This window comes from Roseobacter sinensis (assembly GCF_025755255.1).
In the GTDB taxonomy this organism is placed as follows: Bacteria; Pseudomonadota; Alphaproteobacteria; order Rhodobacterales; family Rhodobacteraceae; genus Roseobacter; species Roseobacter sinensis.
On record NZ_JALIEB010000004.1, the window covers coordinates 277,594 to 299,310 of the forward strand.

The following is a 21,717-nucleotide window of genomic DNA, read 5'->3' on the forward strand; positions in this document are numbered from 1 at the left end:
TGGCTGTCTCAGTCGTCGAAAGCGCGCAGGTACCGCGTCAGGTCCGCAAGCGTGATCACGCCCTCCAGCCGGTGATCCCGGACCACAAGGAACTTCCGCCGACCGGTCTCGGTGATGCGTTTCAGAAGCTGCGGTGCCGGCAGTTCAGGCGGCACGGTGGTGGCCGGGTCGAGCCCTTCGAACACATCGCCCACCCGCATGCTGCCCCAATTCTCGCGGTCGATCTTAGAGAGAAGCACGCGGTCCATATGTCCCAGCAGGACGCCATCCTCGACCACCGGCGCAAAACTGACCCCGCCCAGCAGCATGATCCTGTTGGCGAATTCCGACAATGTGGTGTCGGGCGAGACAACCACGGGGCTGGAATTCATGAGCGTGCGAACGGTCTTGCCTTCGAAGGCGGACATCGCGCGCTGGGTCTGGTAGCTGGAGCGCGCGGCAAACAGAAGAAAGGCGCCGAGCAGGATTTGCCAGAACCCCGTGAGGGTCTGCCCTAGAAACAGCGCGATGAGCCCGAGTGTCATCAGCGCATAGGCGAAGACGGTGCCGGCGGCGGCGGCCGTGCGTGTCGCGTCGAGCAGTTGCCCGGAACGGTGCCACAGCACGGCGCGCAGGATGCGCCCGCCGTCGAGCGGAAACGCCGGGATCAGATTGAACAGCGCGAGCACCAGGTTGATCATCGCCAGATAGGTCAGCACCGCGGTTGTGGCGATCATGCCAGACACGCCCTCCGCAAACCTGCCCAAGACCCAGAACCCCAAAGAGAGCGCAAGGCTCATGACCGGCCCTGCGAGCGCCACCCAGAATTCGACGCCGGCGGACTTCGGCTCCGCTTCGAGTTCGGCGACGCCACCGAAGAGAAAAAGCGTGATCCGCTTCACCGGAACACCGAACCGGCGCGCAACCACAGAATGGGCCATCTCGTGCAGAAGCAGGGAGACGAAGAAGAGCAGCATGGCGGACAGGGCCATCATCAGATAGGTGGCGGGCATCTGGTCTGGCAGAAGCGAGGGGAAGTATTGTTCCGAAAGGCTCCAGGTGATCAGCCCGGCAATGATCAGCCAGCTGGGATCGACCTTGATGTCAAAGCCGCCGATGGTGACGAGTTTTACCGCGTTTGAAAACATGGGCGCCTCGCAGTCTATGGCTCATGTTAGCGCCGCACCGGAGCATCCGGTTGATTTCGCTCAATTCAACAGACCGCCCTACGGGTGAAAGAGGCTGCCGACGCCAAAGGCGATCGCTGCGGCCAGGGCTCCGATGGCCAAGGTCTCGGTGCCCGACCACCACCACCGGGCGAGTGACCACCGGCTTTTGCCTGCACCGATGAGAAAGAAGGTCAGCAAGGTCGTCAGGACCGACAGGCGAAAGGCGCCGTCCAGTCCGATCAGATAGGGCAGGAGCGGGATCGACCCTGCCGCCAGAAAGGCGGCGAAGGTCGCGAGCGAGGCCCGAAGCGGATTGGGCGGGGTTGGCGACAGACCGTATTCATCGGTCAGCATCAGGTCGATCCACTTCGGCTTGTTGTGCGAGATGAGCGCGGTCGCCTGATCGAGGACCTCGCCCGAAAGGCCGCGCAAGGCGAGGATCTGGCGCAGCTCTTCCAACTCGCCGCTCTTGAATTGCTCAAGATGGCGCTCTTCGATCCGCCTGATCCGGGCGCGGTCATCGAGCTCGGCCTTTGTGCCGGAGTAATTGCTCGCGGCCATGGAGAAGCCATCCGCGAGGATGTTGGCCATTCCGAGCGTCACGATGACACCCGAGGACAGGCCAGCCCCTTCCACGCCAGCGACAATCGCGAAGGTGGTGACCGCACCGTCTATTCCGCCGTAAATCATGTCTTTGAGGTGGGTTGTCCGGCGGCCGGCGGCGAGACGCGCTGCAACCTCCTCCGGGCTGTGCCCGTGATCCGTCTGCATGGGTCCAGACTGGCGCCGCAGCGCCCGCGCCGATTGAGCAATGTCAAACGCGGCAAGTCCAGAACCGGTAGCCGAGGGCCATGGAGTTGCCAGCCACAACACTGTCGCAAAGCCTTCTCGCTTTCGCGGTTTGCGCCGCTGTCGTCTGGTTTTCGGGCGCGCGGCTGGCGTACCTCGCCGACACGCTCGCCGACCGCTTCAGGCTGGCCAAGTCGCTCGTGGGTCTGCTGCTGCTGTCGCTGGCCACATCGCTGCCCGAGGTGGCCACGACCCTGTCCGCGGCGATCCAGCAGTCCCGCGACCTGGTCCTGAACAATCTGTTCGGCGGCATCGCCCTGCAAACCGCGATCCTTGCGATGTCCGACTTCTGGGCGCGCGGGTCGATCACCGGCTATCCGCGCAAAGCCAACCACGCGCTCGAGGCCACTCTGCTGGTGATGCTGCTGGGGGTGGCGCTTGTGGTGACCGGTCTGGGCGAGACACTGGTCATCTTCGAGGTTGGCATCGGCAGCGTCGTGATCGCTGTCACCTATGGTGGCGCGATCTGGCTGCTGCGCCGCTACGATGATGCCAGCGACTGGGTGCCCGTCGATCTGCCCGACCCCGAACCGCTGCCCTTTCCCGCACCTTCCGGCCTGTCGCGAACGGGAAACAGCGCGTTGCTCTGGCAGGCGGGCCTCGCATGTATCGGGATCCTCGTCTTCGGGCTGCTGCTGGTCTCTTTCGCGCAGCGCATCGCCGATCAGTCGGGCCTCGGCTCGGGCTTTGTCGGTGTGACGCTGCTGGCGGCCGCGACATCGCTTCCGGAGCTGACGACCAGCATCACCGCCGTGCGGATCGGTGCCTATACCATGGCGATCTCGAATATCTTCGGCAGCAACCTGATCATGCTGGTTCTGGTGTTTCCCGCCGATCTCCTGTTCCGGGCAGGCCCGATCCTTCAGGGCGCCTCGCAAACCGTGGGCCTCGCCCTGTCCTTCGGCATCGTTGTCACCGCGATCTACCTCGTTGGCCTGATCGTCCGGCGCAAGCCGAGGATCGCGCGCTTCGGGCTGGATTCGATCCTGGTGCTCGTCACCTTCATCGCCAGCCTCTTTGCCTATTTCGTGGTGCGCTGAGCCATGGCGGCGGAGATTTTCAGAAGCTCCGGCACAATCAGGATGGGCAGGGCAAAGAGCGCGATCCAAAGCCATTCGGTGCCGCCCATGGGCACGGTCTTCAGCATGGCCTGCAACGGCGCCCAGTAGACCGCAGCGACTTGCATGCCCAGTGTCGCCGTCAGCGCGATCAGGAGAAACGGGTTGCTGAACCAGCCGATCTTGTGCCCCGGCAGGCGCAGGGACCGGAAGGCAAAGACACTGACCTTCTCGAAGACGACCATCGCCGTGAAGGCGGTGGTCCGTGCCAGCTCCACGCCTTGATCCAGGAGCTGGAAGAAGATCCAGAGACTGGACCCGCCGGTGTAGAGCCCCAGGGCGAGGATGGTGATGATCCCGCTCCAGCCGAGGATCGGCGTGGTCTTGTCGCGCGGGGGGTGCTGCATCGTGTCGGGCTCGGATTTCTCCATGCCCAGGGCCACGGCAGTGACGCCATCGGTGACCAGGTTCATCCACAGGATCTGGGTGGCGAGGAAGATCAGCGGGCCGCCGACGGCGATGTTGACGACCAGTGCAATCACCTCGCCGGCGTTGGAGGACAGAAGGTAGCGCACGAACTTGCGCACATTCGCGAACTGCCGTCGTCCCTCGCCAATGGCCCGCACGATGGTGGCGAAATTGTCGTCGAGCAGCACGAGGTCGGAGGCATCGCGGGCCACATCGGTGCCGCGAATGCCCATGGCGACGCCGATGTCCGCCTTCTTGAGCGCCGGCGCATCGTTCACGCCATCGCCGGTCATCGCAACGATCTGCCCCTTGCTCTGAAGCGCTGCGACGATCCGCATCTTCTGCTCGGGTTTGGTGCGGGCAAAGAGCACCTCCTGCGCCAGAAGCGCGGTCAGTTGCGCGTCGTCGAGTGCGTCGAGCTCCGCGCCGGTGAGGCTGGCCGACACCTCCATCGAGAGCTGCTCGGCAATGGCCCGGGCGGTGACGGGGCTGTCGCCGGTGATCATGATCACGCGGATGCCGGCGGACCGGGCCGATGCGACGGCGGCCTTCACCTCCTGGCGCGGCGGATCGATCAGGCCGACGAGTCCAAGGAAGGTCAGGCGCTCTTCGATGATCTGCTCGGTTGATGCGTCGCCCTGCGCCAGCGCGATCACCCGCAGACCCTGGCTGGCCATCTCTTCATAGGCGGCCTCGATGGCCGCGCGATCCGTGGGCGTCAGGGGGCCCGGCCCGGCCTCGCCCATGATATTCGTGCAGATCTCGAGGATCTGTTCCGGCGCCCCCTTGCTGAGGATGCGGGTCCGGTCGGCCCCCTTGTAGAGCACGCTCATGCGCTTGCGCGCGCTGCTGAAGGGGATTTCGGCCAGCAGATTTTGCGCGCCGGGCGGATCGCACCACCCCTTGTAGGCAAGCGTCACCAGCGCCCCCTCGGTCGGAGCCCCCATCATCGTCCAGCTGGTTCCGCTTTGTGACAGGCGCGCATGATTGCAGACGATCGCCGTCTCGAGCAGCGCGCCCAGCACGGGGTCGTCTTCGGCGCGCAACCGGATGCCCTCGCTTTCGATATGCCCCGCCGGGTCGTACCCGGTGCCCGTCACGTCATATCGGCGGTCAGCGGTCCAGATCCGGGTGGCGGTCATCTTGTTTTCGGTCAGCGTGCCGGTCTTGTCGGTGCAGATGACCGAGGCCGCGCCGAGCGTCTCGACCGCTTGCAGGCGGCGGGCAAGCGCGTTCTGCCGGGCCATCGCCGTGGCCCCCAGCGCAAGGGTGATCGTGACCACCGCGGGCAGACCCTCCGGCACCATCGCGACCGACAGCGAGAGGCCCGTCATCACCATTTCGATGAAGTCCCGGCCCAGAGTGATGCCCAGCAGGCTGACCCCCGCGGCGACCAGCAGTGCGGCAAGGCCAAGCTGGCGGGCCAGTTGCCCCAGTTTTTTCTGAAGATTTGTGACTTTGGTGCCGACCGCCCCGGTCAGCCCTGCGATCTTACCGAATTCGGTCTGCGCGCCGATGGCGGTGACCCGCGCCTCGGCGCGGCCGGAGACCACAGATGTGCCGGTGAAGACGAAAGGCTCCGCATCCTCTACCGACTTGCCGACGGGAATGGATTCGCCGGTGAGGATGCTTTCGTCGGTGCGCAGATCGGTGCTGAGCGTCAGTTCGGCATCCGCCGCGATCTTGATGCCGGGGGACAGGATCAGCAGATCGCCGGGCACGATCTCACGTGCGGGGATGATCTGCTCCTCTCCGTTGCGCACGACCATGGCCTTGGGCGACAGCATCTGCCGCAGCGCCGCGAGCGCGGTTTCGGCTTTCCATTCCTGCACGAACCCCAGGACCGCGTTGAGCCCCACCACAAGGCCAATGGTCGCGGCGTCGAGCAGTTCGCCCAAGGCCAGGGCGACCGCCGCCGCCAGGATCAGAATGAGGATCAGAAAGCTGGAGAACTGGCGCAGAAAGACGGCCAGGGCGCTGGCGCGGGGCTCTTGCGGCAGCTCGTTCCAGCCCGCTTGGGCCCGCGCCTGCTCAACTTCGGCCTCGGTGAGCCCGCGTCTGTCATCGGTGTCGGCCACAAGATCTCTCCGGTTCAGTCTCTGATCCGGATATCCGATGCACAGCTCCGCCCGCCTTGAGCAATGTCAATCTAAGTGCGCTCAACCGACGGTAGGATCAAGCTGAGTGAATCGCCACCGGAGGATCAAACATGGCAAACAAGCAGAGCAACGATGCGACGATTGACGACGAAACGACCTTGGCCGCGATCTCGAAGCTTCAGGAAGCAGGGCTGGGCAATATGCTTGGCATGAGCACGGCGTGGGTCGAAGCGATGGGGGACATGGGCGCCGAGGTCGCCAGCTTCATCGCCGAGCGGATCAAGGAAGACGTGAAAACGCAGCATCAGATCCTGCACTGCAAGAACGTGGGCGATCTTCAGCAGATCCAGGCCGAATTCATCCAGAAGGCGATGGATCAGTATCAGGCCGAAACCGGAAAGCTGGTCGAGATGAGCCGCAAGGCCTTTGCGCCCAAGGCGGACGGCTAGCAGGCCCGCGCCGCGTCACCCGAAGACGTAAGCTCCGGGGGCGCTGGCTGTTGTGGCCGTGCCTGTTGCGCGGGGCTCTACAGGATCTCCGCTTTTGGCGCGCAGCCAGTCCGACCAGTGTTCCCACCACGAGCCCTCCTGCGGCGGATGGCTGTCGAACCATTTTTGTGCGGGGACGTGGGGATCGCCTTCGGTCTTCAGACCAGCGCGAAAGTGGCGGTTGCGGTGGCCCGGCTGTGAGAGAATGCCGCCGTTGTGACCGCCCTTCGTCAAAACGAATGTGACGTCGGTGTCGCTCAGCATCTGCAACCGGTAAACGGATCTCCAAGGCGAGACGTGGTCCTGCTCGGTTGCCACGCTGTAGATGGGGCAGCGGATGTCCGTCAGCGCGACCGGCGCGTCATCGACAATGAACTGCCCCTTGGCCAGCGCGTTCTCGAGAAAGAGCCGCCGCAGGTACTCGGAATGCATCCGTGCCGGCATCCGCGTCGCATCCGCGTTCCAGGCCATCAGGGGGTTGTCATGAGTGCGCTCGCCCAAAAGGTAGTGCCGGATCACGCGGCTCCAGATCAGATCGTTCGAACGCAGAAGCTGGAACGCGCCGGCCATTTGATCCGCCTCGAGATAGCCCTTCGTGGCCATCATGTCCTCCAGAAAGGCCACCTGACTTTCGTTGATGAAGAGGCTCAGCTCACCGGGTTCCGAGAAATCGACCTGCGTGGCCAGCAGGCTGACGGTGCAGAAGGTGCGATCCTGATCGCGCGCCATCGCGGCGGCAGCGATGGATAGCAGCGTGCCGCCGAGGCAATAGCCGACCGCATGCACCCGCTCGGCACCGCGGCGCTTCAGATGATCCAGCGCGGCGCGTGGTCCCAGATCCAGGTAATCCTGCATCGACAGATCGGCGTCCGAGGCGTCGGGGTTCTTCCACGAGATGATGAAGACTTCGAAGCCCTGATCGCGCAGATAGGCGACGAGCGAGCGCTCGGCCGTGAGATCGAGGATGTAGTATTTCATGATCCAGGCCGGCACGATCAGGATCGGTTCGGGATGCAGCTTGTCCGTTGTCGGATGGTAGCGGATCAATTCGATGAGATCGTTTTTCAGCACCACATCTCCTGGTGTGGTGGCGAGGTTGGCGCCGACGCTATGCGCGCTCGGGCGGCGGGGATGACCCGATATCACCCGGTTGAAGTCTTCGATCCAATAGCGCAGCCCGCGGTTGAGGTTGTTCCCCCCCTCTTCAGCGGTCCGCGCCATCACCTGCGGGTTGGTGGCGGCGAAGTTCGAGGGCGACATCATGTCGAGCATTTGCCGCGTCGCGAAATTCACGATGCGCTCATGCTTGGGGTCGACACCGGGCAGACCGCGGGTCGCGCGGTCCCACCAGTCCTGCACGGCCAGAAACCCTTGGGCATAGGACTTGTAGGGTTGCATCAGCCAGCCCGGATCCCGAAAGCGCGGATCCTGCGATGGATCCTGTCGTTGCGGATTTGACAAGAGCGCAGCCGCCAGGTCGGCCTGTTTGTCGGGCGAGGCCATCAGGTGCAGGGACCAGTCCAGATAGGCGGTGGCAAGTGCGGCCGGAGACAGCCCGGCGCTCAGCTTGCCGATCATCGAGTGCCAGATCGGATCGATGGCCCGGTTCTCGTTTGCCGCCTCACGCATCGTGCCGACCTCCAGCCACTGCGCGGCTCGTGCCGTGTCCTGTCCCGAGGGCGACGGGGCGCAGATGTCCGGCGGCGAAGCCGCCGTGCGTCGGCAGAGCGTTGGCTTGGTCAGGCGCGAAGCGGGGGTGCGTCACAGTGAACCTCCATGTCCGATGTCTGAGATGTGTGTGAGATCGTGGTCAACTGACCGGCGTGAGCGTCGTGCCGCCATGGGCCCTCACATCGCTGACGAATTGGTTCAGGGCGTCCGTCTCCGTCTCGGTTTGCTCGGCTGCATTGCTCAGTGACGCGGTGGCGGCCAGCGTGCGTCCCAGATCCGCCTCGGCGGTGTCAAAGGCCTTTTGCGCCGGGGAATGCCCTCCCGATGTCAGAAACAGGCTGACCGCGGGGGGCAGGCCGATGTTCGAGCGAAGAAGAGCGCGCAGCGGCGTGGCGGGATAGGACGTCCAGACCGGCCCGCAGAGAACCAGATGGCGGTAGTGTTCCAGCGATGTGAACTCCTGAGGCGCGAGGTCGCATTTCTGCCGCAGGCTGTCGAACCCCGCACGCATGTAACCCAAGACACCGGGCCGATAGGCCGGCGCATGCAGGGCGATGAGATCGCCGTTCAGCGCCTCGGCCAGCTTTTTCGCGACCCTCTGCGAGTGCCCCGTGATCGAAAACCAGACGACTGCGGTTGTGCGGGCTTGATCCATGATCCGTCCTCGACAGCTTCTGGTGTCCTTCTTGCGCCTCTCGGCGCGAGGACCTTTGACAAATGTCAAAGTCGGGGGGGATCGGCGGTCTACGGTTCGGGCATACATGGGATCGATGAGATGCATAGCCAATTACATCTGCCCCGGCTGGCCGGTCTGCCCTTCGAGATCAGCGCGGCGTTGCAGCGCAAGGCAACACCCTTGACATTGACCCAAGGCAGCGCCGTCTCTGGCGCAAGCAGCTTGTTTCAGAGTGTCCTTCTGCTGCTGTCCGGTTCGGTCCAGGTGCTGCTGGTGTCGGAGAACGGACCGGAGCGGCCGCTCTATCGCGTCGCGGCAGACACCGGTCGTGCGCCCGCGGCGGCTGGCCTGCTTGCCGTTGACACCGCTGCGGTCGAGGTCGTCGCCGAGACCGACGTCGAGGCCCTTCTGATCCCGCGATGCGACGTCGACAGTCTGATGTCGGCCTCCGCTGAGCTTCGGGCGCTTGTCTTCGCGGCCTACTCCAAACGCGTGACCGACCTGCTGGCTGCCATCGAGAGGCTGGCTTGCGAGCGTGTGCCGATCCGTCTTTGTTAGACGGCTGCCGCGGTGCCTTGAGCGACGATGCCGCGGTTTCCGTGCCGCTCAGCTTCCCGGTGCGGCGGGCTGGCCCGGTACGGCAGTTTTCCTGATCGCCCACATGGCGATCACCGGCCCGAAGAGCTCGAAGACGACCGTTGTCCCGATCGTCAATGCCATGATCTGATCACGCCATTGCGGCAAGGCCTGACCGGCCAGAAGCGCCATGCCGATGGCCACGCCTGCCTGGGGCAACAAAGCGGGTCCGAATAGGGCGCGCTGCGTCTTTGGCGCGCGGGCAATGGCCGCACCGATCCAACCGCCCAGCAGGCGCGCGGCGGTGCGCAGGAGCACAAGCGCGGCGCCCAACACGCCCATGTCCGGTATCGACGCGAGGTCGAGTGCGGCGCCGGCCAGAAAGAAGAAGACGATCATGAAAGGCCATTGGATGTGCTCGATTTCATGAAAGGCTTTGCGGTGATGACGGGCCAGGTTGGCGACCAGCGCACCGGCGACGATCCCGGACATGAGGAACGACACATCGAACAGGCTTGCCAGCCCCGCGATCAGGAAGGCGATGGCGAGCGCTTCGACCAGCAGCGGCTCGCCCTCTTCGATCCGGCCCGTCACATAAGCGGCGGGCAGACCCAGCAGAGCGCCCAGCAGCACGGCCCCCCCGATATCGCGCAGTGCGGAGACCTCGGCGCCGCCGCCGTCACCCGCGATCTGGGCAGCCACGGCGAGGCAGAAGCTGAAGGCAAGCAGGCCCCAGGCGTCGTCCACCGCAACGACGCCCTCAACGACTTGTGTGAAACTGTTCGACACGCCCGACTGACGGATGACATCCAGCGTCGCGGCGGGGGCTGTCGCCGTCGCAATACTCGCGAGCAGTAGCGCGAGCGCGGGCTCGGCTCCCAGCAGATAGAGGCCGAAGCCGACCAGAACCAGCGTGCTCGCGAGAATGGCGGCTGAGATGCAAAGGATGGCCATGCCTTGCGATCTCAGCAGGTCGATCTTGAAAGATCCGCCCAGCAGGAAGGCGACAAGGGCAAGGGCAATCGCCGTCACGCTTTCGGCGGACGCCATGAGCTGCTGCGGGATCAAACCCGTTGCGGATGCGACCACACCGCAGAGCAGAAGAAGGCTCACACGCGGCACCCTTGTCCGGCGTCCGACATGATCGGCGAGAAGACCGAGCAAGAGCAGAAAACCGATGGCAACAATGAATTCGGATTGGATCATCAGGTGTCTCGCATGGATCTGGTCGGAGGACCCTTGGCACGATTCCGAGCAAGGAGATGCCGTTGTCTCGGCGACGCTCCGCTGCTTTCGGACCATCGTGCAGCGACAGGCGGCGCGGGCGCTTGATTTGCGTCAACGACCGGCCAGCGTAGTCGCGGCAGTCTGGCCTTGGCAAAGATGAGGAGGTGGGTGATGTTCAACATATCAAAGCGCTCGGAGGACCGTCTGGACCTTGAGCTGTCGGGCGTTCTCGATTCGGATGCCATGCGGAATGCCCTCGACGCGTTCATTGAGCAAGCAGAAGGCATCCAAAACGGCAAGATGCTCTACAAGATCCTCGATTTCGAGATGCCGACCATGGGCGCGTTGGCGGTGGAGTTGCAGCATCTGCCCAAGCTCTTTGGGGTCATTGGCAAGTTCGAGCGATGCGCGGTCCTGTCAGATGTCTCGTGGATCCGGACCGCCGCGGAAATCGAGGGGGCGCTGATCCCGTCTCTGACGATCAAGAGTTTTCCGCTTTCGGCAGCAGCCGCAGCGGAAGAGTGGCTGGAGGGCAGCCATGAGAATGACGACAGCGACGGGGAAAACGTTCCCGTCTGATCCAATCACGCCGCGGTGCGCTTCCGTCATTTCGTCAGGATGCGGGGATCTGGGCGCTTTGGACACGGCTGACGGTATCGAAGGCGCGACAGTCGAAGTGACATGAGTGGAAAGGAGCAGTGCCTATGCGAAGACCTGTTTGGACGGTGTTGGTTGTGGGGAGCGCGTTGACAGCGCTTGTGTCCTGCACAACCGCGACCGGGCAGAACGAGGTGATGCCCACGCAGGCGGACGGTGCTGCGTTCTTCGCCGCCAACTGCGCGTCATGTCATGGCGCTGATGGCCGCGGTGCGGGCGTTGCCGCAGGCAGTCTTGCCGCGCCGCCGCCGGATTTGACGACGCTAAGTGCGGCAAACGGGGGCATCTTCCCGGCTGCCGAGGCGTTGAGCTACATCTACGGCGATCCGCGGACCGGTCACCTGGCGCGCGTGATGCCCGAGTTCGGTGGCGCAATGGCCGAGGATCTCGTTCCTGTCGAGATCGAAGGCGTGTTGACCCCAACCCCCCGAGAGCTTGCAGGTCTTCTGGTCTATCTGGAGAGCATTCAGCGCGTCGAGTGATGAGTTCGAGATGCCGACGGGCAGAATACGGCTCTGGGATCAAAGAACGGCGCTGCAGGGCCGAGACGAAGGGCGTGGTCGATGGGCGGCCAGCCGAACGTCTTGCCTGAACCGATGGCTCTTTGCCGGACAATCCTCGAGGCCGACCACCCAAGACCGCGCGAGGTGGCAATCCAGGTTGAACTGCGGCCGGGCAACCGCCACCTTGAGCGCATGGTTTGGAACTTGATCCGGTTTTTCGGTGTATCGCTCGCCTCCCTCGCGCCTGCGGCCGTCACCGCAGACGACATCAGCCCGCTCAGCCTGTTTCAGGAGGCCGCCCGTGCGCAGCCGCAATATGCACTGGGCGTGTCCTACGCGCTCGGGCGCGATGATCCCACGGTCATGACCTCGGGGCCGACCGTCAGGCGCGGGTCGGATCCGGTGGCGGACACCGCGCCCTGGCACATCGGGTCGATCAGTAAGTCGTTTACAGCCACGATGGTGATGCGGCTGGTCGAGCGGGGTGAGCTGCAGCTTGATACGCCAGTCGGGCAATATCTGGCCTCCGATGCAGGTGGGATGCACCCGGACTGGAGCGGGGTCACCTTGCGGCAACTCCTCAGTCACACCGCTGGTCTGCCGGCGAATGCGCCGCGCAAGATCATCCGGGACACCTATACCCTGCCGCCCGAGGTCGGGAGGCACCGGGTTCTCTCTACCATGTGGGGCGCGCCGCTGGCCGGGACCAGCGGCGAGTATGTCTATTCCAACCTCGGTTATGTTCTTGCCGGCCATGTTCTTGAGACGGTGACCGGGGAGCCGTGGGAGACGTTGGTCCAGTCCGAAATCGGCCAGCCGCTCGGGCTCTCCTCCTTGGGGTTTGGCGCGCCGACGCAAGCAGATGCTGCGAGAGGGCATAAATCGCTGCTTGGTCTGCGCAGACCGGTTGAGCCGGATGGCCCAGCGTCTGACAATCCAGCATGGATGGGTCCTGCGGGGACGCTCCACCTAAGCCTCGCCGATCTGGTGGCATGGGGGCAGCTGCACCTTGAGGCCTGTGCGGGCGAACGGGCGGACTACCTCAGCGTGACGAGCTGTCAGGCGATGCAGACGCCGGTCTCTTCCGAATACGGATTGGGCTGGGTCGTGCAGCGCAGCGGCGCAGGACAGCCGATGATATGGCACAACGGTTCGAACACCATGTGGTATGCCATCCTTATCCTGAGCCCTGAAGACGAATTGGTCGTCGCTGTCGCGACCAATGTCTACACCGCCGATCGCATCGACGCGCTGGCGAGACGGCTGGTATCTGTGCTGACCGCCCGCACCGAGTAGATTGCACGGCGGCTCTGCCCTGTCGCAATGGGGCTGTATCCGCCTGTCGGCGGACAGCCGACCCCACAGGCGGTTCAGAGCCGCCAGATGATCGGGTAACGGGCCAAAGCATTGCAGCGCTGCCACCGTACGGGGTGAGTCGCGGCGCCGCGACTGCCCAATACTTAGGCGTCTTCCGAGAGTGGGAAACAATCTCAGGTTGTGGTTGACGAGGGATTTCACCCCCTTCAGTACCTGCTTTTGACACAAGTCCGGACAACCCGGCGTGCATTTACGGAATCTTAGGTCGCCCATGCCTACGGATTCTGCCGACCCAATTGGAGCTTGATCTATTATGATAAAGAATTTGAACATCGGAGCAAAAACAACCGTCGGCATTGCAATCCTTATTCTATTTGGCATCGGCGTGGTGGCCGTGAGCATTCTTTCTATCGGGCGGATCAATGGAACCTTGAACCAGATCACCGATGTCGCGGCGCCCACCGTGGAAACGTCCGCTGATGTTACGTTCTTTGTCAATAAGGCCCACAAGGTCGCCATCGAGATCCTCGCTGATGAGGAATTGGCAGATATTGCTGAGCGACGAGAGGTCTTTGCAGGATACGCCCAGAGTTACAAGAACGCTGTCGCAGAACTTGATGAGTATGTAAGCGACCCGGGGTTGCAAACGACCCTGGAAGAGACTGGCAGTGAGTGGGAGACATTTCACGATTTGGCGCAAAGTATGTTCGCAGCGCACATCGTCGAGCTTGAAGAAGAACTGAAGGCCCGGGACCTGCTGGCGAGATTCGAGGTTGGCGGGACCGAGCTGATCGCGCGGCTGGCCGAGATCGCCAATGCGCAGGAAACTGAAATGCAAGCCGCCGAGGATCGCGCCGATGAGTTGGCGGAGATCCCCACTACGACGGCGCGACAGTTGAACGATCTGATCGGTGAGCTCTTTGAGGTCGACTATCCTGCCTATGAGGCCGCCGTCCAACTGCAATTGATCGTCGCGGTGCTGGAAGGGGCGGCGCGCGAATACATGGCCTCGGAAAACCCCGACCAGCTGGATAGCATCCGGACGGAGTTCACGGATGCCTATGCTCTGGTTGCACCGCAATTCGCCGTCCTGATCGACCGATCCGAGAGCGATGCGGAACGGGCGCAGATCGAGGCTTTGAGCATGGATCTTTCGACGTGGGTCGAGAACACGCAAGCGGACGAACAACTGTTCGACACGCATCGCGACATGCTGCAGGCCGAGTTCCAGGCCGACCGCCTTGCGGAGGAGATGAACACCGCCGCTGCGATCTTGATCGATACGCTGGATACCGTGTCCGATACCGCGGATGCCGTCAGCGACGGAGCGGACGAGCAGGCCGCACAGCAGGTGACGACAGCACGGGTGACGATGCTGGGCCTTCTGGCCGGTATGATCGCCGTTGGTGCGGCTATCGGATTTGCAAACGCACGACTCATCAGCCGGCCCATTCAGAAACTGACCGAGACGATGGAGCAGGTGTCCTCTGGCGACCTGTCGGCAGAGCTTGAGCGCACCGAACGCACTCATGAAATTGGGAAGATGACCAATGCCATGGTGGTGTTCTTGGAGAATTCCAGAAAAGCGCGTGAGCTCGACGCCAGCTTGAAGGCGAAGGAGCAGGAAGAAGCGGCGCTGAAGCAGCAGGCGGCCGAGCGTGAGGCCGAACTCGAGGCGCAGCGCATGCGCGAAAAAGAAGAAAGGGAAGCGGCCGCACGCGCGGAGCGGGAAGAAATGATGCGCGTCTTGGGCGAGTCCATCGGCGCGGTGGTCAGCCAGGCGAAAATCGGGAACTTCTCATCGCGTGTTGAGGTCAGCTTCGATGATCAAACTCTGTCGACGCTGTCCGCGAACGTCAACGAACTGCTGGATGCTGTCGATACCGGCCTCAGTGCAGCAGGCGCGACCCTTTCTCGCATTGCTCAAGGAGACCTGACGCAGACCATGCAGGGCCAGTTCCAGGGCGCGTTCAAGGAGCTTCAGAGCAACACGAACGCGATGATCGAGGCGCTGCAAGACCTCATCGGTGGCATGGCAGTCAGCACCGACAATCTGGCAAACTCGTCATCAGAGTTGAGCGAGACGTCGGAGTCGCTGTCCAAGCAGACCGAGCAAAATGCAGCGGCGTTGGAAGAAACCTCGGCCGCACTGGAACAGCTGTCGGCGAGCATCAAGCAGGTCGACCAGAATATCAAAAGTGCCAATGACAATGCGCGCCTTGCAAGCGACTCCGCGAAGAAGGGAAGCACCGTGGCGGTGGAGGCCGCAGAGGCGATGAACCGCATTGATGAGGCCTCGAAGGAGATCTCCAAAGTGGTGAGCGTCATCAATGACATCGCCTTCCAGATCAATCTGCTCGCGCTCAATGCCGGCGTCGAGGCCGCACGCGCCGGTGAGGCCGGTCGCGGGTTCTCGGTCGTCGCGTCCGAGGTGCGGCAACTGGCGCAGCGCGCGAGCGAGGCTTCGAATGAGATCGCCGCTGTGATTTCGCGCAGCGACGCGGCTGTTTCGGATGGCGTGGAAAAGGTCAAGGGCGCGGAAGCCTCCCTCCAGGAGATCACGGAGAGCATCGTGGATGTCTCCGGCAGCATCGACGGCGTGGCACAGGCGATCTCCGAGCAGGTCAACGGTGTCGGGGAAATCAACACCGCGGTCGGACAAGTCGATCAGAACACTCAGAAACAGGCCGCCTCCTTCGAAGAACTCGCCGCGGCAAGCAAGCTGTTGTCGAATGAAGCAGATGGGCTCAAGGCCTCCGCTGCACGGTTCAAAACTGGAAACGAAATTCAAGTTGCGCGTTCCGAACCCGTGAAGCGGCCCGCACCGATCGCCGAAAGGAAGGCGGCTGTGCCCCCGGTGACAGGAAACTTGGCGCAACAAACCGAAGGCTGGGAGGATTTCTAAATGGAAAATGCTCAAGCGGAAAATCAGACCGATACGCTCACACGCGATAGCAAGGAGTATCTCTCCTTCGTCGTCGGAGGCGAGGGATATGCGATCGCTATCGCCTCCGTGCGGGAAATCCGAGGATGGACGGATCCCTCAAGCATGCCTGATGCGGATCCTTGCTTCATGGGCGTGATCAACTTGCGCGGCGAAATGCTGCCCCTGTTGGATCTTGCTGCCAAGCTCGGTCTGAAAACGCCCCAAATCAACGAGCGTAGCGTCATCATCGTCGTCGAAATTGGCCAAAACGCAATCGGATTGCTTGTTGACTCGGTGTCGAACATCATCGCGCCGCCCGCGGAGGAGATGAAGGAACCGCCCGAGAGCGCTAAGAACGCTGCGAGCAATTTCGTTTCGGCATTGACTTTGGTCGATGAAAAACTTGTCAGGATCCTGGACCTCGCGGCGATCGTCCCCGACGAGGTACTCGACGCGGCCTAGGCCCTGGCAGGAGACCGTTCTAGCGCGACTATGGGTTATCGAACCTCTGTTTTGCTTAGGGCACCAAGGCTGCCGGTGTGAGCGACGTACGTCGCCATCTCACCGCTAAAACACCGCTTTTGATCGGAAGCAGTTGTCCAGACCCCTCTTCGGCTCTGATTGCGGGTGAGCCCGGCCGGAGCCGAAAGTCGGAATGAGTGGTGATCTCAACGAGCAGTGGATCGGGTACAGCCAATACAGGGATTGCGAAGTCGCCGCCTCGGCTAATCACTCCTGGAGTGTCCGTCAGTCCGCATACACGGCTCTGGCATCTTGCTGGTATACCGCTTGACGGAGCTGTTGAACCAGGATCGAGGCGAAGTTGAGAAAGCCGCTATCCGAGGTTCTATGCGGTGCAGAGGCAGTTACCAGCGGCCTAGGTCATGGCCGTCAACGACCGACTACACAGTTTGGCGCTGTCCCGTCAGCGTATGGTCGGACACTCGCTGCCGCTCCAACTGGCCCGCATAAGCGTTGTTGTAAGCATGCCGCATGCCGAAGCGCGGGATGAAGAGAAACAAAACGGCCAGAGGGAAAAGCACAAGCGCGAAGATGTAGTCGTCTTCGACAGCCGTACCGTCCGCGACAACGAGCGTGAAACCGAGCGCCATAACAGCGACGCTTAGCAGTGAGTAGTAATAGAAGATGCCGCAAACCCAGCTGAGAATGCTCTTGGTGAAGGGTGGAAAGAGATAGCGCTTCCATAGCGAGAGTTCGGCCCACTTCGTGGGCGCGTGTTGGGGTCTTTGCAGTTCGGGACGGCGCGCACCCTCATCAGTCGTGCCACCGTACTCAGAGATGATATCAGCGGTAATGTCGTTCATCTGCGCCCGCAATTGAGCGCGGATATCATCATCAATATCGGATTTGGAGAGCAGCGAGGTGATCACTTCGATGCGCTTCTCAGCAAGCTCCAACCGCCGGATCCGCCCGGTCACGCCCAGCCGCGCGGTGATGATGGCGATGATGCTGGCAATGACGGGCGCGACGATGGCGATACCCAAGAAGTCGAGAAAGTTCTTGTTGAAAAAAATGCCCGCGGCGGTTGACACCTCACTGGACTCCATGAGTTCGGCCCCCTGATCGAAAATCACCTGACTTTAAATGCGGGGTAGCCTAGCAGGCGGTCCGAGTCGCGACAACTTTCACGTGAGCGCTCAGATTTGTCGCCGTGTCGTGATCTCGCAGTCATAGGTGTCGGTGCCGGTGAAGATATCGGGGCTGCCCTGCTGGGTCAGCGTCGCTTCTGAAAAGCCCGACCCCCAGTTGAGATCGGCCTCGAGCGTTTCTCCCGAAAGGGCGGCGTTGATCCGTCCGCGTTGCCCACGGCTGTTCCGAAGCTCACCCACAAAGGTGCCGGGGCTGATCTCGGCCACCTTGGCCGTTGCGTTGATCGTCGTCGGCCCGAGCGGGCTGGTGGCGGGGCAGACTGCGGTGATCTGCCAGGTGCCATCCGGGTCCGGGTCCGGTGTCGGCGCGCATGCGGCGAGTGTGAGGATCGCAAGGGCGAGGTATTTCGTCATGGAAAATTCCTTGAGATGGCAGAGTTTGGCCAGACTATTTCTGATCCGGATGGCAATGAAAAGTTCTTAGGGCGCGCGGGTCTCAGCATAGACCCAGTCGATGTAATCCTGATTGGCGCCATCGATATGGATGCGGATGATCGGCGGCACCTCATAGGGGTGCAGCGCGCGGATGGCGTCTTCGACCGGCTGCGCCAGGTCGGCGCGGGTTTTCAGCAGGAGCGGGTGTTCTTCTTCGTGTTCAAGTTTGCCCTGCCAGCGATAGCTGCTCTGGATCGGCGCGTAGCGGTTGGCGCAGGCAACGAGGCGCTGCTCGATGAGCGCCGCGCTGATGGCGTCGGCGGTCTCAATGTCGGGGCAGTTCACGAGGATGTCGATGATGGGCATCCCTGCCCCTCCTTTTCCGCTACCATGAGTTTACGCCGAGCTTCTGATCGCCCTTGTACACATCAACCGACCGAGGCGAGGTTGATATCCACGTCTCGCAAACCTCTTTGCCGTCATCCAAGTCTTTCCATGTGCGGCAGAACTGGTCTCCTTTGACCGCCCATGTCCCGTCGATGTTTATTGTGCGACCACTATCCGTTTTGGCGCTGCCCGTGCCACGACCATCGTTGGTCAGTTTCAGGCTGCCGACATATCCGTGGCCTTCGCCGCCAAGTTTGAGCGTAATTCCGTTTTCAGTCAGTATTGTGGGATGCTTGTTCTTCAATGCGCCCTTGGTTTCAGCCGTGGCCGCAGTCGTGAACGTAAGCCCGGCGATGAGAGTGGCTCTTGCAATAGCTTTCATTTCTATGTCTCCAATCACTTTTTCAATGCAAGGCAGTATACACGAAATCATCGGAAATCTAAGAGATGCATTTACCACGGAAACGCCCCGCGTTTTCGCCGCCCTCGACCGCCCCCCTGGGCGGGGGCGACTGCGTCTCCCCCGGGGCTTGTCAGCCCTCTCCGGCCTCAATTCCGTCGTGTTTTGCAGAAACGCGACGTGCTCCACCGGAGCGATTGCGAGACGGCCTCCGACCCGCGGTCGGGGAGAGCCGCCATTTTGCTGGTCCGCTAACCTACTATTACTTCATTTACAAAGCTGCTAGCTCATTCATTTCAGAGTAGGCGTATCCCAAGCGCTGTAAGATTTGATCGGGAAAAAGCTCTATGGCTGCTGGGCAATAGAATATCGAAGTTTCCAAAAGCGTAAGGGAAAATTTCGTATGGATCGAACAAGATGCGAACGCCCGCGCTGCTTATGTACGATTTCGTATCCAGCGAACTTTTCACGGTCCCGCCTAGTTCGTCCGGCTCGACCAACGGGTCCACACCACGCCGAGTGATTTCTTCTCGTACGAATTCTACTATTTCGTCGAGACTATTGAACAGGTCTGAAACTCGAAATGTTCCTTGGTCGGCAATATCAACGTTTAACGAACTCCGGTAGCTGTTCCCGTGGGCTCCCCCACCGTACCACCATACGTAATTCACCACGCTGACCACAAATTCATTCAGGTATTCAGGTTCAGTGGTAAGGTGAAATTCATTTGGAATACTCCGCTCTAGAGCGAACTGATCGTCTATATTCGCGCGACGGAACTCGGACAACGATTGAAATGCTTGCCCTGAGAGGAAAGCATTGATCAAGTTCGACAGATCTGGATCACGTGGAAACCTGAGCTTTGGGACTGAAACAGAAGACTGGAAGCCCCTGTCCAATTCAAGTTTCTCTGAAGCCTCATATTCAACCACCACGGGCTTTTTCTCTGAGGTTTCCTCGAAAAAGCCGCGCTGCTCGGCGACAAGCGCCAGTGCTTTGATCATCTTAAAGTGAGAACCCGGCTCGCTTCTATCAACCCACTGGTAGCGAGCGAGGCTCTCCGGAAGGTCACAAGGCTCGACGAGATAAGGGATAATCGAAACATCGCTGTCCAACAGGGACTTTGCGCTCTCTAGCGCAATCCTAATCTCCCGCTGGAAGAAGCCCCGTTTGTTGACCGATCGGGGTGAGCAAAGGAATAGTTGAGCGTCGGATCCTTTGACGGCTGACTCCAACTCACTAGCCCAATCTTGGCCAGGAAGTAGGTTTTCCTTGTCTAACCACGGTCTAAAGCCATTCTTCTTTAGGAGCGCGAATAGCTCCTTTGCGATTTCGATGTCCTCTCTGGCATAGCTAATGAAGACGTCGATCATCTGACAAACTTCTTATGCTTCAACCGCTTCGGCTCAAGCGCATCCGCGCCAAGTCTACGCTTCTTGTCCTCTTCGTAGTCCTCGAAGTTGCCTTCGAACCATTCCACGTGGGCTTCGCCCTCGAAGGCGAGGATATGGGTGCAGATGCGGTCGAGGAAGAAGCGGTCGTGGCTGATGACCACGGCGCAGCCGGCGAAGTCGACGAGGGCGTCTTCGAGGGCGCGGAGGGTTTCGACGTCGAGGTCGTTGGTGGGTTCGTCGAGCAGGAGCACGTTACCGCCGGATTTCAGGAGGCGGGCCATGTGCACGCGGTTGCGCTCGCCGCCTGAGAGGAGGCCCACTTTCTTCTGCTGGTCGCCGCCCTTGAAGTTGAAGGACGAGCAATAGGCGCGGGAGTTCACTTCGGCATCGCCCAGCTGGATGAGTTCGGCGCCGCCCGAAATGGCCTCCCACACGGTCTCATCCGCGCTGAGGTCGTCGCGGGACTGGTCGACGTAGGCGAGATCGACCGTATCGCCGATCTCGATGGCTCCGGCGTCGGGCGCTTCCTGCCCGGTGAGCATCTTGAAAAGCGTGGATTTACCCGCGCCGTTGGGGCCGATCACGCCGACGATGCCGCCGGGGGGCAGCGAGAAGTCGAGCCCTTCGATCAGTTGCTTGTCGCCCATGTGCTTGGAGAGGCCGGTCACGTCGATCACCTTGGAGCCCAGGCGCTGGCCGGTGGGGATGACGATCTGCGCGCGCGAGAGCTTCTCGCGCTCGGAGGTCTCGGCCATCTCGTTGTAGGCGTTGATCCTTGCTTTCGATTTGGCCTGCCGCGCCTTGGCGCCCTGACGCATCCACTCCAGTTCGCGTTCCAGCGTCTTCTGACGGGACTTGTCCTCGCGCGCTTCCTGTTCCAGGCGTTTGGCCTTCTGTTCAAGCCAGGCGGAATAGTTGCCCTCGTAGGGGATGCCACGGCCGCGGTCGAGTTCGAGAATCCAGCCGGTGATATCGTCGAGGAAGTAGCGGTCGTGGGTGACGATCAGGATGGTGCCCTTGTAGTCGATGAGGTGCTGTTGCAGCCAGGCGATGGTCTCGGCGTCGAGGTGGTTGGTGGGCTCGTCGAGCAGCAGCATGTCGGGCGCTTCGAGGAGCAGCTTGCAGAGGGCGACGCGGCGCGCCTCGCCACCCGAGAGCTTGGTCACATCGGCGTCGTCGGGCGGGCAGCGCAGGGCCTCCATGGAGACATCGATCTGGCTGTCCAGATCCCAGAGGTTCTGGGCGTCGATGTCGTCCTGCAGCTTCGCCATCTCATCCGCGGTCTCGTCGGAGTAGTTCATGGCGAGCTCGTTGTAGCGGTCGAGAATGGCCTTCTTGTCGGCCACGGCGAGCATGACGTTTTCGCGGACGGTCAGCGCCGGGTCAAGTTTCGGTTCCTGCGGCAGGTAGCCGACGGTGGCGCCCTCGGCGGCCCAGGCCTCGCCGGAAAACTCCGTATCCAGACCCGCCATGATCTTCATCAGCGTGGATTTCCCGGCGCCGTTCACACCGACGACACCGATCTTCACGCCGGGCAGGAAGTTCAGGTTGATGTTCTCGAAGCATTTCTTGCCGCCGGGGTAGGTCTTGGAGACGCCGGACATGTGATAGACGTACTGATAGGCGGCCATGGGATGCTCCGAATTTGTGGTGAGGCGTGTCGTTCCGGGAGTGATAGCGAAGCGGCTGGGCCGGGGCAATCCGGGATGCAGCTTTGGTGTCAGCGAATGCCGGGATGCGCGGTCAAACACCCGTTCGCCGGAGACCTGGGCGACGCAGAGGCTGTAGTCGATGACCTCCAGCGGAGGTGCTGTTGCAAAGACTGCAG

The 21,717-nt window shown here is 61.9% G+C and carries 20 protein-coding genes; 8 read left to right on the plus strand and 12 right to left on the minus strand.

From position 1 onward, the window contains the following. Positions 1–8 precede the first annotated feature (8 nt). Both MUB52_RS08695 and MUB52_RS08700 read right to left on the minus strand, forming a co-directional pair. On the minus strand, positions 9–1,127 hold the full coding sequence (locus tag MUB52_RS08695; protein ID WP_263843816.1) for a site-2 protease family protein: 1,119 nt from the start codon (positions 1,125–1,127) through the stop codon (positions 9–11). A 78-nt stretch (positions 1,128–1,205) separates the two neighbouring features. Next, positions 1,206–1,919, minus strand: coding sequence for a VIT1/CCC1 transporter family protein (locus MUB52_RS08700; RefSeq protein WP_263843817.1), 714 nt, complete (start codon positions 1,917–1,919; stop codon positions 1,206–1,208). Between the two features lie 80 nt (positions 1,920–1,999). Between MUB52_RS08700 and MUB52_RS08705 the strand changes: the two genes are divergently transcribed. Then, complete coding sequence (locus tag MUB52_RS08705; RefSeq protein WP_263843818.1) at positions 2,000–3,037, plus strand: sodium:calcium antiporter; 1,038 nt, start codon at positions 2,000–2,002, stop codon at positions 3,035–3,037. On the opposite strand, the gene MUB52_RS08710 is transcribed toward MUB52_RS08705, so the two are convergent. Then, positions 3,019–5,601 carry a cation-translocating P-type ATPase gene (locus MUB52_RS08710; protein ID WP_263843819.1) on the minus strand — a complete coding sequence of 861 codons (2,583 nt, stop codon included), beginning with the start codon at positions 5,599–5,601 and terminating at the stop codon, positions 3,019–3,021. The two genes, MUB52_RS08705 and MUB52_RS08710, sit on opposite strands and share 19 nt — an antisense overlap. Positions 5,602–5,732: 131 nt before the next feature. On the opposite strand from MUB52_RS08710, the gene MUB52_RS08715 reads away from it, so the two are divergent. Continuing rightward, a complete protein-coding gene (locus tag MUB52_RS08715) occupies positions 5,733–6,071 on the plus strand; it encodes a phasin family protein (RefSeq protein ID WP_263843820.1) in 339 nt (112 codons plus the stop codon). Between the two features lie 15 nt (positions 6,072–6,086). On the opposite strand, the gene MUB52_RS08720 is transcribed toward MUB52_RS08715, so the two are convergent. Continuing rightward, positions 6,087–7,739, minus strand: a complete 1,653-nt coding sequence (locus MUB52_RS08720; RefSeq protein WP_263843821.1) for a PHA/PHB synthase family protein — start codon at positions 7,737–7,739, stop codon at positions 6,087–6,089. 181 nt (positions 7,740–7,920) lie between these two features. Continuing rightward, positions 7,921–8,436 carry a flavodoxin family protein gene (locus MUB52_RS08725; protein ID WP_263843822.1) on the minus strand — a complete coding sequence of 172 codons (516 nt, stop codon included), beginning with the start codon at positions 8,434–8,436 and terminating at the stop codon, positions 7,921–7,923. A gap of 120 nt (positions 8,437–8,556) precedes the next feature. Between MUB52_RS08725 and MUB52_RS08730 the strand changes: the two genes are divergently transcribed. Next, the gene (locus MUB52_RS08730) at positions 8,557–9,015 is read left to right on the plus strand and encodes a Crp/Fnr family transcriptional regulator (RefSeq protein WP_263843823.1); all 459 of its coding nucleotides are present in this window, start codon (positions 8,557–8,559) and stop codon (positions 9,013–9,015) included. A 48-nt stretch (positions 9,016–9,063) separates the two neighbouring features. On the opposite strand, the gene MUB52_RS08735 is transcribed toward MUB52_RS08730, so the two are convergent. Then, a complete protein-coding gene (locus MUB52_RS08735) occupies positions 9,064–10,239 on the minus strand; it encodes a cation:proton antiporter (RefSeq protein ID WP_263843824.1) in 1,176 nt (391 codons plus the stop codon). A 192-nt stretch (positions 10,240–10,431) separates the two neighbouring features. On the opposite strand from MUB52_RS08735, the gene MUB52_RS08740 reads away from it, so the two are divergent. From MUB52_RS08740 to MUB52_RS08760, 5 genes are all read left to right on the plus strand, one after another. Beyond that, positions 10,432–10,839 (plus strand): SpoIIAA family protein, encoded by a 408-nt coding sequence (locus tag MUB52_RS08740; RefSeq protein ID WP_263843825.1) that lies wholly within the window; start codon positions 10,432–10,434, stop codon positions 10,837–10,839. 125 nt (positions 10,840–10,964) lie between these two features. Continuing rightward, complete coding sequence (locus MUB52_RS08745) at positions 10,965–11,399, plus strand: c-type cytochrome (RefSeq protein WP_263843826.1); 435 nt, start codon at positions 10,965–10,967, stop codon at positions 11,397–11,399. Positions 11,400–11,564: 165 nt separating this feature from the next. After that, positions 11,565–12,716 carry a serine hydrolase domain-containing protein gene (locus MUB52_RS08750; protein ID WP_263843827.1) on the plus strand — a complete coding sequence of 384 codons (1,152 nt, stop codon included), beginning with the start codon at positions 11,565–11,567 and terminating at the stop codon, positions 12,714–12,716. 334 nt (positions 12,717–13,050) lie between these two features. After that, positions 13,051–15,642 (plus strand): methyl-accepting chemotaxis protein, encoded by a 2,592-nt coding sequence (locus MUB52_RS08755; protein ID WP_263843828.1) that lies wholly within the window; start codon positions 13,051–13,053, stop codon positions 15,640–15,642. After that, positions 15,643–16,125 (plus strand): chemotaxis protein CheW, encoded by a 483-nt coding sequence (locus MUB52_RS08760; RefSeq protein WP_263843829.1) that lies wholly within the window; start codon positions 15,643–15,645, stop codon positions 16,123–16,125. A gap of 440 nt (positions 16,126–16,565) precedes the next feature. Here MUB52_RS08760 and MUB52_RS08765 read toward each other — a convergent pair whose 3' ends face one another. The 6 genes from MUB52_RS08765 to ettA form a co-directional block, all read right to left on the minus strand. Beyond that, entirely contained in the window at positions 16,566–17,231 is a 666-nt protein-coding gene (locus MUB52_RS08765) for a hypothetical protein (protein ID WP_263843830.1), read from the minus strand. 90 nt (positions 17,232–17,321) lie between these two features. Then, positions 17,322–17,687 carry a hypothetical protein gene (locus tag MUB52_RS08770; protein ID WP_263843831.1) on the minus strand — a complete coding sequence of 122 codons (366 nt, stop codon included), beginning with the start codon at positions 17,685–17,687 and terminating at the stop codon, positions 17,322–17,324. Positions 17,688–17,753: 66 nt separating this feature from the next. Continuing rightward, positions 17,754–18,074 (minus strand): divalent-cation tolerance protein CutA, encoded by a 321-nt coding sequence (gene cutA / locus MUB52_RS08775; RefSeq protein ID WP_263843832.1) that lies wholly within the window; start codon positions 18,072–18,074, stop codon positions 17,754–17,756. Positions 18,075–18,093: 19 nt separating this feature from the next. Continuing rightward, positions 18,094–18,477 carry a hypothetical protein gene (locus MUB52_RS08780; RefSeq protein ID WP_263843833.1) on the minus strand — a complete coding sequence of 128 codons (384 nt, stop codon included), beginning with the start codon at positions 18,475–18,477 and terminating at the stop codon, positions 18,094–18,096. A 314-nt stretch (positions 18,478–18,791) separates the two neighbouring features. After that, positions 18,792–19,868 (minus strand): TIR domain-containing protein, encoded by a 1,077-nt coding sequence (locus MUB52_RS08785; protein ID WP_263843834.1) that lies wholly within the window; start codon positions 19,866–19,868, stop codon positions 18,792–18,794. Beyond that, positions 19,865–21,520 carry an energy-dependent translational throttle protein EttA gene (gene ettA, locus MUB52_RS08790; protein WP_263843835.1) on the minus strand — a complete coding sequence of 552 codons (1,656 nt, stop codon included), beginning with the start codon at positions 21,518–21,520 and terminating at the stop codon, positions 19,865–19,867. The genes MUB52_RS08785 and ettA overlap by 4 nt, the downstream gene beginning before the upstream one ends. Between the last annotated feature and the right edge of the window lie 197 nt (positions 21,521–21,717).